Annotated in this window: 12 protein-coding genes and 2 pseudogenes; 10 read left to right on the forward strand and 4 right to left on the reverse strand. The window is 64.7% G+C overall.

Going from position 1 to position 16,163, the window contains the following annotated elements; genetic code table 11:
• Positions 1–100: 100 nt before the first annotated feature.
• Positions 101–521: pseudogene (locus tag AB5J73_RS42470) on the reverse strand (helix-turn-helix domain-containing protein); the annotation flags it as partial.
• A gap of 117 nt (positions 522–638) precedes the next feature.
• Entirely contained in the window at positions 639–3,446 is a 2,808-nt protein-coding gene (locus AB5J73_RS42475; protein ID WP_370964842.1) for a tetratricopeptide repeat protein, read from the reverse strand.
• Between the two features lie 302 nt (positions 3,447–3,748).
• Between AB5J73_RS42475 and AB5J73_RS42480 the strand changes: the two genes are divergently transcribed.
• Positions 3,749–3,934, forward strand: a complete 186-nt coding sequence (locus AB5J73_RS42480) for a hypothetical protein (RefSeq protein WP_370964844.1) — start codon at positions 3,749–3,751, stop codon at positions 3,932–3,934.
• Between the two features lie 338 nt (positions 3,935–4,272).
• The gene (locus tag AB5J73_RS42485; protein WP_370964846.1) at positions 4,273–4,545 is read left to right on the forward strand and encodes a GDP-mannose 4,6-dehydratase; all 273 of its coding nucleotides are present in this window, start codon (positions 4,273–4,275) and stop codon (positions 4,543–4,545) included.
• 404 nt (positions 4,546–4,949) lie between these two features.
• Here the strand turns inward: AB5J73_RS42485 and AB5J73_RS42490 are convergent, their stop codons facing one another.
• Positions 4,950–5,960, reverse strand: coding sequence for an alpha/beta fold hydrolase (locus AB5J73_RS42490; protein ID WP_370964848.1), 1,011 nt, complete (start codon positions 5,958–5,960; stop codon positions 4,950–4,952).
• Between the two features lie 76 nt (positions 5,961–6,036).
• On the opposite strand from AB5J73_RS42490, the pseudogene AB5J73_RS42495 reads away from it, so the two are divergent.
• Both AB5J73_RS42495 and AB5J73_RS42500 read left to right on the forward strand, forming a co-directional pair.
• Positions 6,037–6,852: pseudogene (locus tag AB5J73_RS42495) on the forward strand (IS481 family transposase); the annotation flags it as partial.
• A 428-nt stretch (positions 6,853–7,280) separates the two neighbouring features.
• On the forward strand, positions 7,281–10,283 hold the full coding sequence (locus tag AB5J73_RS42500) for an NACHT domain-containing NTPase (protein ID WP_370964850.1): 3,003 nt from the start codon (positions 7,281–7,283) through the stop codon (positions 10,281–10,283).
• Positions 10,284–10,577: 294 nt separating this feature from the next.
• Here AB5J73_RS42500 and AB5J73_RS42505 read toward each other — a convergent pair whose 3' ends face one another.
• Complete coding sequence (locus AB5J73_RS42505; protein WP_370964852.1) at positions 10,578–11,285, reverse strand: HAD family hydrolase; 708 nt, start codon at positions 11,283–11,285, stop codon at positions 10,578–10,580.
• Positions 11,286–11,372: 87 nt separating this feature from the next.
• Here AB5J73_RS42505 and AB5J73_RS42510 point away from each other — a divergent pair, with 87 nt between their 5' ends.
• From AB5J73_RS42510 to AB5J73_RS42535, 6 genes are all read left to right on the forward strand, one after another.
• Positions 11,373–12,566, forward strand: a complete 1,194-nt coding sequence (locus AB5J73_RS42510; protein ID WP_370964854.1) for a helix-turn-helix domain-containing protein — start codon at positions 11,373–11,375, stop codon at positions 12,564–12,566.
• A gap of 222 nt (positions 12,567–12,788) precedes the next feature.
• Complete coding sequence (locus AB5J73_RS42515; RefSeq protein WP_370964856.1) at positions 12,789–12,977, forward strand: hypothetical protein; 189 nt, start codon at positions 12,789–12,791, stop codon at positions 12,975–12,977.
• Positions 12,974–13,330 carry a hypothetical protein gene (locus AB5J73_RS42520; protein WP_370964858.1) on the forward strand — a complete coding sequence of 119 codons (357 nt, stop codon included), beginning with the start codon at positions 12,974–12,976 and terminating at the stop codon, positions 13,328–13,330. The genes AB5J73_RS42515 and AB5J73_RS42520 overlap by 4 nt, the downstream gene beginning before the upstream one ends.
• Positions 13,331–13,406: 76 nt before the next feature.
• Positions 13,407–13,919, forward strand: a complete 513-nt coding sequence (locus AB5J73_RS42525; RefSeq protein ID WP_370964860.1) for a hypothetical protein — start codon at positions 13,407–13,409, stop codon at positions 13,917–13,919.
• 735 nt (positions 13,920–14,654) lie between these two features.
• Positions 14,655–15,125 carry a hypothetical protein gene (locus tag AB5J73_RS42530; protein ID WP_370964862.1) on the forward strand — a complete coding sequence of 157 codons (471 nt, stop codon included), beginning with the start codon at positions 14,655–14,657 and terminating at the stop codon, positions 15,123–15,125.
• Positions 15,122–16,126: an SAM-dependent methyltransferase gene (locus AB5J73_RS42535; RefSeq protein ID WP_370964864.1), complete on the forward strand. Its 1,005-nt coding sequence runs from the start codon at positions 15,122–15,124 to the stop codon at positions 16,124–16,126. Before AB5J73_RS42530 ends, AB5J73_RS42535 begins: the two co-directional genes overlap by 4 nt.
• Positions 16,127–16,163: the final 37 nt, after the last annotated feature.

Here is a 16,163-nt window from a genome sequence, read left to right on the forward strand (position 1 = left end):
TCACGCGCCTCGACGAGGCCAACAAGATCAACAAGCGTTGGAGTTGTCAACCATCCTGCGAGAACGAAACGTCAAGGATCCTGCGAGACCACACACATCACCCGGGCCAGCGGGCGATGATCCGCCTCGGCTGGCGGTTGGTGGCGCCAGTCGGGTCGAGGAACCGGCGGCGGTTCAGGCCCAGCTGCAGCAGGTGCCGGCCGACGGTCCGCACCGAGATGGTGACGCCCTCGGCGGCCAGTTCGGTGGCGATCCGACGGGCGGAGTACTTCCGCTGTCGGCGCAATTGCTCGATTCGGGCCATCACCTCGGCTGGGGTGGCGGTGGGCTGGTGGTGGGAGACGCTCGGGTGGTCGAGCTGGCCGGTCTCGCCGTGGCGGCGCCAGCGGTTGATCCACTTGGATGCGCATTGGCGGGAGAGGCCCATCTCGGCGGCGACGTGGGCGATCGGGTGGGTCTTGGCAGCGCGCGACGAGCCGGCGGCGGCCCTCGATCGACAGCGGGACATTGCGGTGGGACACGGACGGGGCTTTCTGTTCGGCGTGATGGGTGGGTCGCACTTCTCATCCTGCCGCTGAAAGACCCGTCCCTCGCCCGCGTCACCAACGTCATGACCCGCAACAGCTAGTTGTCGGATTCTATGCCTTCGGCTGCCACTCCTTCAGCGCAACCTGAGCTGCCAAGGTGTCGGGGTGGTCGGGGCCGCGAACCCGGAGTTGGTCGGCTAGCAGGTCCGCGAACGCAGCCACGGCCGCGGCCGGATCCCCGGCCTCGCCGCGCCAGCGTGCGATGTTGTAGCGGGTCAGGAGGGTGTCGGGGTGATCGGGCCCGAGAACCCGGAGCCGGTCGCCGAGCACGTCAACGAACGCGGCAAGGGCCCCGGCCGGATCTCCTGCGCGTCCCTGCCAGTAGGCCACGCTGTGGCGGGTCTTGAGGGTGTCGGGGTGGTCAGGCCCGAGAACCCGGAGCCGGTCGCCGAGCACGTCAACGAACGCGGCAAGGGCCCCGGCCGGATCTCCTGCGCGTCCCTGCCAGTAGGCCACGCTGTGGCGAGTCAAGAGAGTGTCGGGGTGATCAGGCCCGAAGACCCGGAGTTGGTCGGCGAGCAGGTCAGCGAACGCGGCGGAGGCCGAGGCCGGGTCTCCGGCCTCGGCATGCCAGTAAGCCACATTGTGGCGGGTCATAAGGGTATCGGGATGCTCTGGCCCGAGGATCCGGAGTTTGTCGGTGAGCAGGTCGGCGAAAGCGGTGGCGGCCCCCTCCGGGTCCCCGGCCTCGCCACGGCTCTGCGCCATGTTGTGGCGGGTCAAGAGGGTGTAGGGGTGGTCGCGGCCGAAGACCCGGAGTTTGTCGGTGAGCAGGTCGGCGAACGCGGCGGCGGCCCCCTCCGGGTCCCCGGCCTCGCCACGCATGTAAGCCATGTTGTGGCGGGTCAAGAGGGTGCTTGGGTGGTCGCGACCGAAGACCCGCACCATGTCGTCTAGCAGGTCACTCAACGCAGCGCCAGCCCAGGTCGCGTCTCCGGCCTCGCCAAGCCGGTAGATGATGTTGTGGCGGGTCGTGAGGACGTGCTGGTGGTCGGGCCCAAAAACCTTTACCACGTCGTCCAGCAAATCAGCCAACACAGCGGCAGATCCAGCCAGGTCTCCGGCATGCCCCTGCCAGTGAGCGAGATTGTGGCGGGCGGTTAGGGTATCGGGGTGGTCCGATCTAAGCCGGGTCTTGGCGAGGGTGCGGAGCTGACTAAAGTGCGTGATGGCGGCGGCGAGCAGACCGGCTTCGCCGAGGCTGGTTCCGGTGCGAAACAGGACGGCGTGGCCATTGGGTGTCCAGAGGGCATCCGAGGCGACGGTATGCAGAGCCGTGGTGTTGGATCGCAGCGCCGCCGCCAGCGCCTGGTCGCGCTCGACCTGGGGCCAGATCGCCAGCAGGGCATCCGCAGTGACCCGGACCGTTGCGGAGTTGTCGGGTCTTCCGCGGAAGCCGTCGCGGGTCGTACGTTGAACCACGGCGTGGACCCGAACCTCTCTGTGCGGGGCCTGAGTGTCGAGGGTGATCAGAGACAGCCGGTGCAGCATCCCCAGCGCCTCCTCCACGTCATCGCTCCCGACATCTCGGTCGAGCGTGGTGCTCCAGTGTTCGCGAAGAGCGCTGATGCCGAACAGAACGAGAGGTGACCCGGCGGGGTCCAGAAGGCTGGCGACGTGCATTACCGGCCCGGCCATGCCAACTGGACGCATCGTGTTGGCCAGGTCCAGGGACAGGGCGAATGTGGCGGCGACGGTCCGGTTGTAGCCGTCGGCTAACTCGTCCAAGGTGGGCAGTAGGTCGTCCAGGCGGCGGTGCTGCTCGGCAAGCCGAGATCGGTAACCGGGGATGGTCATGAGGTCGACGGACAGGTCGAGCAGGACGGGCCGGTTGATCACGTAGGCAATCGCATGCGCCAGGGCCAGCGGCAGATACCCGAGGTCCCGGGCCAGGCCCTTCAGCTCAGCGGGCCCGCCAAGCAAGGCTGGGTGCTCGGCAACTTTCGCGGTCAGGTAAGCGTACGCCTCTTGCTCGGAGAACACCCCGACGTCGATCAGCTTTCGCTCTGGGCGGGCGAGAGCGGGATCGCGACGCCGGGTCGTTACGATTACTTGGCCGCGCGGGGCCGCGGGAGGCCACAGGTCGTGCAGATCTTTCAGGTGTTGCAGGTCGTCGAGCACGATCAGCCAGCGCCCCTTGTCGCCTGCACACCAGTTGAGCAGCTTCTGCGCGGCGCTTTCCGGGTCAGAGGGGGCGTCTTCGACCAGGTCGTGGGCGGCGTCGGCGTAGGCGGTCACGATCGTGTCCCGCGACCGGGCCGATACCCAGATCACGAGCCGCAGTCGCGGGTCCCTCCAGTGGGTCCAGGCATAGTCGGCAGCCAGCTGGGTCTTGCCGACCCCGCCGGTGCCGACGAGCACCTGGGTTCGCACCACCGGGTCCGAAGCAGCCTCTGTCACACCCAGTGAGCTGGTCAGGACGAGGCGGGGTTGGAATCGCTCATCCAGCACCGGCGGCCACCCGACCCGCACAGTAGGTTCAGGCTGTCCAGGAGTGCCGGCGGGGTGCTTGAGCAGCGACAGCAGATCCTCGTGCCTGGTCTTCCACTCCCTCACCTCCAGCGCGCGGCAGGCGACCTCGTCCAGACCTGGCCGCAGCGGCTCGTCCGTCCGTTTGCGATACGCCCAGGCCACGCATGCCACGATCAGAGCCTCGATGGTCTCCCACTCCGGTCGCTCAGCCTGCCTGGCCGGGTCGAGCAAGTTGTTCAGCGTCGTAGGGGCCAGATGGTTGATATGGGGGTCAGTGATTTTGGCGAAGCTCGCTAACGCCCGCGGCGAGGGGACTCCGCAGTGCTTCATCAGCCGCTGGAGACTTCCGGCGAACCAGGCGTGCGGATCCACTGCCGTCCGCGCCACGCGACACCACCCCCAAGAACTAAGTTCTTTACACGTAGCCCCCGCCTAGCGCAAGGCCAGGCGTGTTCATTCCTGTTCCGTCCTCGACCAGCTCACAACGGCGCAAGAGGGCTCTGAGCAGCGGAAACATCACCGACCGGCCACCCGGTGTCCACGAGTGTTCGGGGATGCGCGGCGACGTTGCCCGCTTGGCGGGGTGCCGGTCACGGTGAAAGCAGGTCGGCCGACCTGCTTCCACAGCCCGCGCACCGCGGGCCCCGCGACGAGCAGAACACGAGGAACCGATGATGGTGACTTGGCTGATGACCGCCTACGCGGCCGTGGTGATGGTCCTACTGGCCACCTCGGGCGGAGTGGCGTTGTTCGTCACCGACACAGCCCGCGCCGACCGTGCCTATCGACTGGTCAAACTCCTACTCGCCGCCGTCACCGGCGGCACCGGGCTGGTGGCGTGCCTGATCCAGTTGCACCAGGTCGGACTGCTGTGATCGCCGCACCGTGTCCCTGCTGGGTGCACGCGAGCTTGAACCGCTCAGTCAGCGTCTGCCGGACGGCGTCGTCATCCAGGATCGAAAGGGAACAGCTGGAAGAATTGGAGTCGGCTGGTCGTGGCGACCCATCACCAACCGGTGTTGCTGCGCTGGCCGCTAAATGCTGGGAACGATTGGACCGCAGGTACGTTCTCGAACGCGACCTCCGCTGCTTTGTACCAGCGCGCGACGCTGTTCACGTCCATCCTCGGAGATCAGCGCTGCTACTGCGCTCAACCATCGGCATCGTCGCGCTGGAGGCCGCGATGCGAGCCGGTGTGGCCAAGGTGGTCCACGTGTCCACCGACGAGGTCTACGGCCCGCTGCCCACCAGCGCCGCCGCCGAGGACGCACCGCTGCACCCAACCGTTCCCTACGCGGCCAGCAAAGCCTGCAGCGACCTGCTCGCCCACTTGTACTTCACTCGTGCGGGGTCCCTGGCTATGTCCGCGAATTTCGACGGCACTTGCTCGCGAAAAGCGACGGCGCCGAGCAAGATCGATGTCGACGAATGCTGGCAGCACCCGGGCCCGTCCAAGCGGCCGATCGTGGCCGATGCTCGCTGCTGATCAGGTCGTTCGTCCTCGCTGCGCTGCGGGCGCTCCACCTGGACCAGCAGCTTCGTCACCGGCAGGATGGCCAGGACGAGCGGACCCACCAACTGAGACCCTTGGCAGGCAGTGACGTCAACATTCGCGAGCACGGAGTCGCTCGGCTCGAAGGCGACGTCGCCATTGCCGGAGAACCGACGTCCAGATTCACGGTCAGGACCAGGTCCCGGTGTGCATCGCCCGCAGCTCCAACAACTACGGGCCACGCCAGCACCCGGGGAAGCTGATCCCGCGGTTCCTCGGGCTGCTGCTGTTCGGGGCGGCAGGTGACCGTGCACGGCCGCGGGCAGCACCGCCGCAACTGGTTGCACGTGGAAGGCAACTGCCGGGCCATCGAACAGGTCCTGCGCGCCGGGTGAGACCTACAACGTCGGCGGCGGCTCCGACCTGACAACGCAGACTTCAGTGATCAGGTCGGCGATCGCTGCCGCGACCTGGTCCGGTACGTCGTGGTTCATGTGGTGGCCGGTGCCGTCCAGCACGAGGTGGCGAGAGCGGTTCGACATGGCCGCCAGGGACCGCTGGAGCTCGAGCCAAACCGGGTAGACCGGTCCCCAGCCGTTGCCATTGCCGACCGTCAGCACGGTCATCGGCAAGTCACCGAGCCGCCGAGCCGAGGCCGGGGTGACGCGAGGGGCGACCGCAAGCCCTAGAAACTCTCCCACTACGGCACGGCGGTGTGCCGTAGTCAGGGCGCGCGCCGCCGCGGCCGGTGCCATTCGCGCTCCCACCTCGCCGACGGCCTCGCGAATCAAGCGCCGACGCCCGTTTATGTCGTGCCAGGCACGAGTCCAGCCCAGGGGCCGTGCCTGCCGGCGGCCCGCTTTCCACCACAGCTCGTTCACGGACTTCGCCGGGTCGGCCGCCGCAAGTGGCCGCGCTTGGTCCTCGTGGGAGGAGTCGACCAGGATGAGGCCGACGACGCGGTCCGGGTTCCCGGCGGCAAGGATGCGGGCAACGATCCCGCCGTAGGAGTGGCCGACCAGCACCACCGAGGTCAGTTCGAGGGCGTCCAGCAAGGCGGTGATCTCGCCGGCCAAGACCGTCGGCGTCCTCGGTCCTCGGGGAGCGGGGTCGCTCCAGCCGACACCACCGCGGTCCACGGCGTAGGCCGTGATGTCTTCGGGCAGCGCACGGAAGACCTGGTGCCATTCCAGGGCCGTCGCGCCCAGCGCGGGCAGCACCACCACGACCGGGCCGCACTCTCCCGCACTGGTCCGCACCACATGCAGCCGGCGACCGCCGATGTCGACCAGACGGCCCGGCGGCGGAAACCGACGTTCATCGCGTCCCTGTCCCACGCGCTGGTACAGCCATCCGCCGGCGGCTATCAACGCCGCGCAGGAAGCCGCCATCACCGCGGAACGCCTCATCGGGTCCTCCTTCGTAGCTCAGACTTAGTGTTCAGTCTGCTATAGCGGGACGCACACGTTCCGGACCGACTAACCCAGCAGCCGCCCGCGCCGCAGCCCGGCCCGCACCCCCGCACACCTGGTCCGGGCGATCGTGCGGCTGCGGTGGCGGCAGAGGCTGGGCCCGGTCCAGATCGGCGGCCGGCTCGACCTGCCCGCATCCACGGTGCACGCAGTGCTCGTTCGCTGCCGGATCAACCGCCTGTCCCGGCTCGACCGGGTCACCGGTGAGCCGTTGCGCCGCTACGAGCACGACCATCCCGGGTCGCTGATCCACGTCGATGTCACCAAGTTCGGCAACATCCCCGACGGCGGCGGACACCGCTACGTCGGCCGGGCTCAAGGCGAGATCAACAAACGAGCCACGCCCGGCCTGACCCGCGGCGCGGACTACAAGCCCCGCACCGGCACCGCGTTCGTGCACACCGTCATCGATGATCACTCCCGTGTCGCCTACGCCGAAATCCACGCCGACGAGACAGCAGTGACTGCCATCGCGGTGCTGCGCCGGGCAGTGGCCTGGTTCGCCGAGCTGGGCGTGATCGTCGAGCGGGTGCTGTCGGACAACGGGTCGGCCTACCGCTCGCACGCCTGGCGGGACACCTGCGCCGAGCTGGGCGTCGTCCCGAAGCGGACCCGGCCTTACCGGCCGCAGACCAATGGCAAGGTCGAGCGGTTCCACCGCACCTTGGCCGACGGGTGGGCCTACGCTTGCTTCTACCCGTCGGAGGCCCTGCGGCGGGCGGCGCTACCGGGCTGGCTGCACTTCTACAATCATCATCGACCCCACAGCTCAACCAGCGGCAAGCCGCCGGTCACCCGGCTGACCAACCTCTCTGGACATCACACCTAGCGCTACGACGGCCTTCTCGGCATGGCCAGCCAAGACCTCCGGCCGGACCGGGTTGCCGGTGACCACGGCGCGCTTGCGCGCCCGCTCCGGCAACAGCGCCATCATCGACTAGGGAGAGGCGGATCACAGAGCGCAACACCAAGGCGTCTGGGCAGCTCAGCAGCGAGTTACTGGCGCTCCGCGGTCACGCACCGCGGCCGCGACACTCAGCAGCTCGGCGACCGAGCTGGCTGGACACGCGTACTGCACATCTTCCTCGCCGGGTGACCGCTGCACGCGAGAGTCAGTTCCACAAGAGGACGCAAAGGAGGCAGGCATCGAAAATTTGCGTCTGCAAGCATCTGTACCATCAGCGAACTCTAGTAGGTTGTAACGGATGGGCGCCTCAGCAGCGACTTCAGGTCTAGGAGCAATCGGGAGGATGCTTGGTGACCAGCGTCGAGGCTGCCGTTCTGGCAAAAGTCGCAGGAATCGCAACCGAATCGGTCGTAAGGAGGATTCGACGTGTCGCGTCGGGTCGAGGTTTCGGCAAAGGGGTAGCCGTTGAGGTCACTTCAGAGCAGCTCTATCGGCACCACCAAGGGTACTGGCCCGCATCCTTGTCCGGAATGCTTCCGGCCGGCTTGAATCAACAAAAAATAGATAGCTTTCTAAGAACGCCTGAATTCGAAACTTTCACCAACCAACTTATCGCCGTACATCTGCTTAGCGGCCATTCAGATTACCGCCAGCGGGTCCGTGAATCGATTGCGGAAAAACTGGTAGATTTCTTTCCGCCAACAGATCTGAGACATGACGTTGACCAAGTCGTAAGCTTTGACGACTTGGTCGCCCGCTATAAGCGTAAATTGAATGCCTACGGCATTAAACTTGCCGAGCACCTTGATGCAAGCTGCTCGACTGCGGCTTCTATCATTAAGGATAGATCAGAAAACCAAGTACAGGTCCACGAGCTCGGATTTCGCGAAGTTGCACTAGACATACTAAACTCGATTGACGACAGTTTAAGACATTTGATACGCAATCGAGACAACTTGACATGGACCAACCTCTACAACACTCGGTTCTACAACTATCATTCCGAGATTACCGCGCCTGACTTAAATGTTCGCATGCCGATTAATTACGCGAAACTCTTCGTTGGTCCTACAGTTCTAGAAACGGATTCATCCACACTTCAACCATTTGATGACGGAAGCGACGGGCGGCCAGACAGTTTTCGGAGATTTTACAAAAACCTCGACCGCTCAGTGTTGCTAGGCGACCCCGGGGCAGGTAAATCGACATCAAGTACCGTGGCCGCACTGGAGATCCACAGAGAATCTAATCTCATCCCGTTTATCGTTGTCCTGCGCGAATTGATAGAGCCGGAGTTTTACCTTCCCGAATACTTGGCAGACCTACTGGGGCGACGTTACGATGTAAAAGCTACACCGGAATCTATCGAGAAGTTGCTCTACGAGGGCGGTGTCGTCGTAGTTTTTGATGGCCTCGATGAGGTTATTAATAATGCGGACCGACTAACACTTGCGCGAAAGATTGAAATTGTTTCTGCATCTTACCCGCTCATCAAAATTCTTGTGACGTGCCGAAAAATAGGGTACGCCCCGGCCAGATTAAACCGATCTTTTTCAACCTTTTCGATCGGCCCCTTCTCCGAAGAGCAAATTGAAGAGTACGTGACACACTGGTTTGACGCTCAAGGAAAGCTTCGCTTAGCTGAACTCGACTACGTTGTACAAGACTTCATGCTGGAAAGCAAGGAAATGCTGGATTTGACACAGAATCCTTTGCTTCTGGCTTTTATGTGTGTCCTCTATCGGGGAGCTCGAACACTCCCCGAAGACAGAGCCTCGTTGTACGAAAAGTGCGTCGCCCTACTACTTGGAGAGAGAGACAAACACTATAAGGTCGTTGCCGAGCATCCAAGTATCCTTAATACAAAAAGGGCTCTGTCACGCGTCGCACATAAAGAGCTAAAGGAACAGCGATACGGGCGACCGGAGAAAGAGATAACCGAAGATCTAATCGAGTTCCTTACCGGGCCGGTCATTCACAGTCGGGAACGTGCCGCCGAGTTTATCAAGGAGATGTTGAATTGGTGCCGTGGGCGCGCTTGGATGTTCACCGATGTCGGACCAGACCCTCAGCATAGAGACCTCTTCACTTTTACCCACGCGAGTTTCCGCGAGTACTTTGGCGCACTCTACTTCGTCAGCACGAACCGTGACGCACAAAGCCTCGTCGACCATATTTTTCCCTTGATGGAGCAAGGCAAATCAGAGATCTACGCACAAGTCTGCTGCACAATATTTGACGATGCGCTCTTATCCGGCGCGTCCGATGTCATGCTCGGTTTGATCAGGAAACTTGATGAGCAGCAACCGCATCCCATCCTGAATCACAGCGAATGGCAAAGGCGATTTGACATTAAGGATGGCGCCGGGTCAACATCTCGCAAGGAAAATGAACTAGCCGACAAACGTGAAGAGACGTCTCGCATTCGCTCCGTGGCTGCGGCCTATCTAGCAGGGATAGCGAACTGCCTCCCATCTTTGTCAGCAGATGCGATGAGTACTCTTGTCGGACTAGCCGTGGCTCAAACAACACTCGGCGACAGTGCGGCCATTGCGCGACTGCTCGATCCAGCCTCGAAACACCACGAGCCGATCCTGGAGATTCTCGCCGATCATCTAAGTCGTAGTATGGCAGCGGCAGCAGACACGAGGACGACACGCAGGCAGGTTTGGTTCGCACTTCACGCCCCTTACCTTCTTGCGAATATGTCATCGTTTGCATACCCGATCAAGCCGACGGCTGTAAAAGCACTTAACAAGGTCGTAAACACTGTCAGTCCGCATCTTAAGAAGTATGACGGTAAGTTCGATGTAGATTATGCAATGTTGATTCAAAGCGGTAGCGGAACCCATCGCCGCCTATGCGACCTTGACGCAAGCGAGTTTTGTTCAGTATTTTCATTTCTATTTGATGAATATGTTCTACCGATCGACGGTCTAGGACCAAGATCAGTTGCAATTTGGGTTTATGACAGTTTTCGCGGCAAGCGCCGCGAGACCACGCCTGTTGCAAGAGCTGCGCGCTTCCTGAAGAACCTGGGAGAAGGCCTGATTCGACACCAAAGTAGCTTGTTCGACATTCCACTTCCTTCACATCCCGCATATGCAGAGCACGACTTCCGGTCAATTTCAGAACGAATCACCGCCTATCCGGACTCATGCAGGACGGCTCTACTGTTCTTGATTGCAGCGCAGATCGAACTGAACCAGCAACTAGACCCAATGCTGAAGAATGATGTGTCAAGGAAGGATTTGGGCCAATGGGCGGCTCGCTTAAGAGTTGACAGTATTCCGTCCGCGTGGATTAAAGAAGAGTCAGACCTATGGTGTCCATCCAGCCAAATCGCAGAATAAGACTATCGTTTGCATCCCCCTATTCAAGTTCAACTGCAGCCGATCGCAAGCCCCTAGGGGCGTCGCACCGTATCGCGGTCAACATGCTCAGCCCGATCATCGACACCTCGCGCGCGCTTAGCTCTTCAGCCATTCGTGACACAGGAGCGAGAACAAGACGTTGTATTCCTCACGAATCAACTCGATCCCAGCGATGTCGAGGCCAGCGACACGGGCAGCGTCCGCAAGAGCCAAGAGTATTTTCGGCAGCGATCCGATTAGTTGCCACAGCATTATCGTTTCACTGAGCGATAGCTAAGCCGCGGGGAAGACGACAGCTGACAGTTCGAGCAATGTCGGCACCGTCTGAGTTGCTCCGGCGCGACGCAGCTCAGCCTCACTCGTCTTGCCAGTAGCCACGCCCACGACTCGTACTCCTGCAGACCTTCCGGCCTTCATATCGTTTGGCGTGTCTCCGACCAGCACCACATGCTGATCCTGGTACCAAGTGCCTGTTTGAGTTGCAGCTCGCTGTCGAGCGATCTTCACCAGCTCGGACCGCTCTGCGTGGTCCTCGCCGAAGGCACTGCTGTCGAAGTCGAGGAAGCCAGCGAGGTCGAATGCCTCTAGCTTGATGCGCGCCACTTGGCGCAGGTTGCCGGTCAGGATGGCCTGGTGGACCGAATGATCGGCAGCGAACTGCTGGAGTGTTTGCCGCGCACCGGGTAGAGCCCGTCCGACGGCGGCCAGCTCGTCGCGGGCATCTTCGTAGCCCTGCACCAGGGCATCGGCCAGCTTTTGCACGGCCCGGTCAGTCGCTTCCAGCCCGTTGACCTTCAGCGACTCGGCCATGATGTCCAGTTCGGTCCTGCCTGCAATGGTCGCCAGCTTCGCCAGCGGCTTGCCGGTCGCCGCCGGAAACGCCCGGTCGTAGATGGCCCGTCCGACGCCCCTCGTCTCGATAAGCGTGTGGTCGATGTCCCACAGCACCAAGGTCCGAGGTGCGGCGCCAGGCATGGTCATGCCGAAAGTGTGCCATCCGTGACGGATCGAGCGCGGCGCGATAACATTCGACCTGGTCAGAGGCTTAGCGGGAGGCGACGCGAGATCGTGAACGACCAGTTGGCGCGGATGGTCGGTGACCGTGTGCGGTTCTACCGCACAGCGGCCCACCAGACGAAGACGGTCGTTGCCGGGCTAACCGGTATCACGCCGGACTATCTCTACCAGATCGAGCGGGGCCAGAAACTGCCCACGATCCCGGTGCTCGCCCAGCTGGCCGAAGTCCTGCGAGTTGACCCAGGCGACTTGCTGAGCAGTCAGCCGGCGGCGCCGACCCGGCGCTCCTCCAGTGTGACGGCTGACGCGATCTATCGAGCCATGACTGCGCCGGCCACAGCCAGCCCGGTCCCTGTCCGCGAACTCGGGCGCCAGGTTTGCGAGGCATGGAGCACGTGGCAGACGTCCACTCACCGCTACAGCGAACTGACCACCGACGTGCCGGAACTCATCGCGACCACTGAAGCCACGATCCGCGGCACCTCGGGCAAGCACCATCGGCAGGCTCAGGCCGTGGCCGCTGACCTGTACGGCCTTCTCCGAACGGTGACGAAGCGCGTCGGGCGCGTTGACCTGTCACTTCTGGCCGCCGATCGTGCGCATCGGGCAGCCGAGCAGGCAGACGACCCGATCCGGTTGGCCGGAGCCCGGTGGAACCTCATCCAGGTCATGCTCGCCGACGGCCATGCCGGAGCCGCAGAAGAGGAGGCCATGAAGGCGCTCGCCGACCTTCGGTCCGCACTCGGCCCTGACCACCTCGACGCCGCGGCACTGTCGGGTGCTCTCTTGCTCATCGCTGCGGTGGCGGCAGCCCGCGCCGGCGATGCCTGGACTGGTCGTGACCGGCTCCGCCGGGCCGCCCCGCTGGCCGAGCAAGTCGGCGACCGCAATGTCTGCTGGACGGCGTTCGGGCCAACGAACGTGGCCATGTACGCCGTCTCGATCGAGGTCGAGTCCGGTGAGGCCGTGGAGGGCTTGCGGCTGGCCGCCAAGATTGACCACGAGCAGTCACCTTCGATTGAGCGCCGGGTGGCGTTCTTGCTCGACCAGGCCAAGGGCTATGCGCAGCGTCGTGAATTCGCCCAGACGCTGACTCTCCTGACTGCAGCCGAAACCGACGCGCCAGAAGATGTCCGGTTCCGGCCAGCGGCGCACGCACTCATCCGCACCGTCATGGAACGCGGGCGGCGGACCGAGTCTGTCGCTGCCGCGAAGTTTGCCAGCCGCGTCGGCTTGCCACTTTAGGCAACCCGCTGCCATACCTACCCGAGCTGACAGTTCGGATTACTGGTCAGTAACTGCCATATCGTCGCGTTCTGGATCTCAGCGGTCGGTTGATGTCCCTCTCGTCTCCGAGACGACGGGCGGACTCCGTACGCGCGACCGTCGTTTGCGGTGATGCGTACTGGTCGTCGGGATACCGACCAGTAGCTGCGAGCCACACAGGCGATTGCGAGGGGCAACACGATGACGGTCAACTTCGAATTGCTGGCCACGCTGTTGCCGATCGCTTTCACCGCTCTGTTCGCCGTCGCTTTCACTGTCGACTTAGCCGAGCAATGGGCAGTCAGTCGAAGGCGGGCACACGTAGCTGGCGGCCGGCAAGCACTTTCCCGCGGTGCGCAACTCGACAACTCAGGGCGTGATCATCGATGATCCCACCCGTCACAAGCCCGTTCGCGTTCCTCTGGGACGAGCCTGCCATCGAGCCGTTCACGACCCTGCTGCGACGCCGCTGGAACTTCCACCCTGAGTTCGACACCGACGGCCTCCTCGAACGGATCACAGCCGCGTTCACCTGGCAAGCCGACGGCTTCGTCGACGCACTCCGCATTAAAAGCGAGACCGACGCCGCCGCGATCCGCATGGCCCGCGCTGGCGGGAAGGTCTGGGAACGCGACGGCGACGCCCTCACCATCCTCCACCAGCTCGTCGAGCTTCCCGTGCCCAGCGACCCGCGCGCACCCCGGCTCGTGATCGGCTCGGCGCCCCGGTTGTGGACGCCATGAACCCGCTCTGGACGCGGCGACGCCCGCGACAACAGCCCACCACCGTCCGCCCACGACACGTCGCTGGAACACACCGATGACCGACGCCGAACGACGACCAGTCGTACTGGATGAACCCGGCGCACCGCCGATCACGCTGCTTGGCCTGCTCACCGACGCCTACACCGACGCACTGATACGACTCGCCTACGCCGAACGAGACCGGCACGACTGGACGTCCTACCGTCAGCTCGGCTACGACCTGATCGGCGTCGGGGCGCACGTCATCGTGCACGCCTACACGCGTCGCGAGCCACCCGCGGATGCACCTGAAGCAGCAGTGGCCCCTCAGGCCGTGGCGGCGGAAGCCGCCCGTCAGTTGCGGACAACACTCGCACTCGCCGAACAGGTGGCCGGCACCCCGGCGACTGCCGACTCGGTGGCGATGGAACTTGAAGCCTTGGCCGAGGACTGCGCGCAACTCACCGAGCTGCTCTACCGCAACGCCGCCGGGACGTCCCCGGCAGCGATCGTCGAAGTCAGCCCCCTCGGCGAGAACCACGGCAGCGACGACGAAGGCAGCACGCAATCGGGCGGTGAACCCACGTGAAAGGCGACCCGACCCCGACTTCCCCTCCGCCGTCGCCCGGAACGACGACAGCCTCCTCACCACCGCACGCAGGCTGTCGGCTCGGCTGGCACCCGACGAGGACACACCCTCGTCACCTGAACCCGGCCCGGACAGGCCGCCGGTGCTCCAACCTGTCCGGTCCGCGCGCCTCGACCGCTCGCGAAATCCCCCGTTCCGGGCGGTCGAGGCGCACCCACTGACCCCACCGGCGGGGCAGGCCGCATGATGGCCCGCACCGCACCCCCGCCAACCGGCACCGTCCTGCGGTCACCCGCCGGGAACCACGCGAGTATCCACGGCGTCCACGCCGCCACCTTCACCTCCGACGGCGTGCTCGCCCCGGCGTGCGCGTCAGAGCGGGCCTGCCGCGACATCGTCCGGGCGGCACGCACACGCGGCGGAGCCCGCTACCGCGCGACATCCCAAGCGATCACCTGCAAGAACACCCCCTGCGCAGCCGACACCACCGGCAGCAACCACGCCGTCGACGCTGCAGCAACCGATCCACCAGAGGTGCGGGCGTGAGGCCGGGCAGCCACGGCCCAGACCCCGACCACGTCTGGTGGACCGTCCCCCGCGCACGCCCCTTCTACGACCACTTCACCGCGCACGCACCGACGGTCCGCCTCCCCTACGCCACCCGGCACTGGCCCACCCGCGACCCCGACCACCCCCACACCACCCACCCCCTACAGCGAGCACTGGACGACCCTGATGGCGACGAGCGACACCGACACCGGCAACCTGGCCCGAGCCACCGGCGCGGAACTGCAATCCCACCGCGAACAACACCGGTGGTCCCGCCGATCCCTGGCGATCTGGTCCGGCCACGACTGCCCGCTGAGCACCCTCACCTCCTGGGAACACGGCACCCGGTCGATGAACCTGCGCCAGCTCGACCGGGCCGGCCACCTCTACAACATCGCGCCGTCGGAACTCCTGCGCCGAGCTGAACACCGCATCTCCTGGGCCCCCGGCATCGCCGTCGACCTCGACGCCCTCGCCGCCAACCAGGTGCAATCCCTCATCCCCGCGGCCCGGTGGGCCCGCTACCAGCGCCAGGCCGGCGGGGCCTCCGTACACCGGCTGTCGGTGGCCGAGATCGCCTCTCTCGCCGCGCAGTGCGGCATCGACACCGCCCGGCTGACCATCCTGCTGGCCATCGAAGCGGCGGTGCGCCCGTGACCCACACCCGCCTCCATCCAGCCGCACCGGTCACCCGCGGAGGGCAGGACGTGCCGCGGTGGCGGATCCCCGCCGGGGCCGACCCGACACGGGTCAACCTCGCCTACCTCTACGACGCCTTCCGCGAGGCCCGCAGCAACGACCACGGCGACGACCGAACCATCCCCGCGGGTAAAGACGCCCACGAAAACGAACGCGACGCCGTCCGGCACCTGTCGGCATCGGCGCCGCACGCCGGTTTCGTGTTTCGGTCCGAGCAGGCGTTCCTCGACCGCGTCACCACCTACCTGGTCAAGCACCAGGAGGTCGGGACCGTCATCGTCGCCGGCGCGGGTCTGCCCCACCTCGATCCCCGCAACGACCTGCACCGCCACATTCGCAGCTGCGAAGCCGGCAACCGCAAGCCCCGCCGCGCCAGCGTCGTCTACGTCGAACGCGACCCCCTGGTCGTCGCGGCCGTGCGCACCATCGCCGACGACGACGCCGGAGTCCATGTCGTGGCAGCCGACCCGTGGGATCCCGCCGCGATGTGGAACTCCCTGCACGCCCACAGCGGACGCAGCGGGATCCTCGCCCGCGACCACCAGCCCGTCGCGCTGCTGCTGGCCGGGGTGATGTCGTTTCACGGTGGCACCCGCACCGAAGTCGCCGAGGTCGTGCAGGACCATCTCGCGCAGCTGCCAGCCGGGTCGTTTCTGGCCATGACGCACCTCTTTCTCCCCGAGCATCCGGACATGGCCGCCGCAGCCCGCGCGTTCGAACAGGCACTGCGCGAGTTCGGGCCCGGCACCGGCAGCCTCGCCACCCGCGCCGAGATCGAGGCGATGCTCGCCGGGACACGCCTGCTGCCGCACGGGATCGTCCCGGCCTTCGGCTGGTATCCCGACGGCCCGCCCGACCCGCCGGTGTGCGGGCACTTCAACGCCGCGGCGCTCGCCCAGAAACCGCTGCCCGACGCCGATCTGCCAGCCCCGCCCTGGCACCCGGGAAAACCGCCCTGACGTCCTGGCCTGGACGGGGCCCGACACCCCGGGCAGG

This window comes from Amycolatopsis sp. cg9 (assembly GCF_041346945.1).
GTDB lineage: Bacteria > Actinomycetota > Actinomycetes > Mycobacteriales > Pseudonocardiaceae > Amycolatopsis.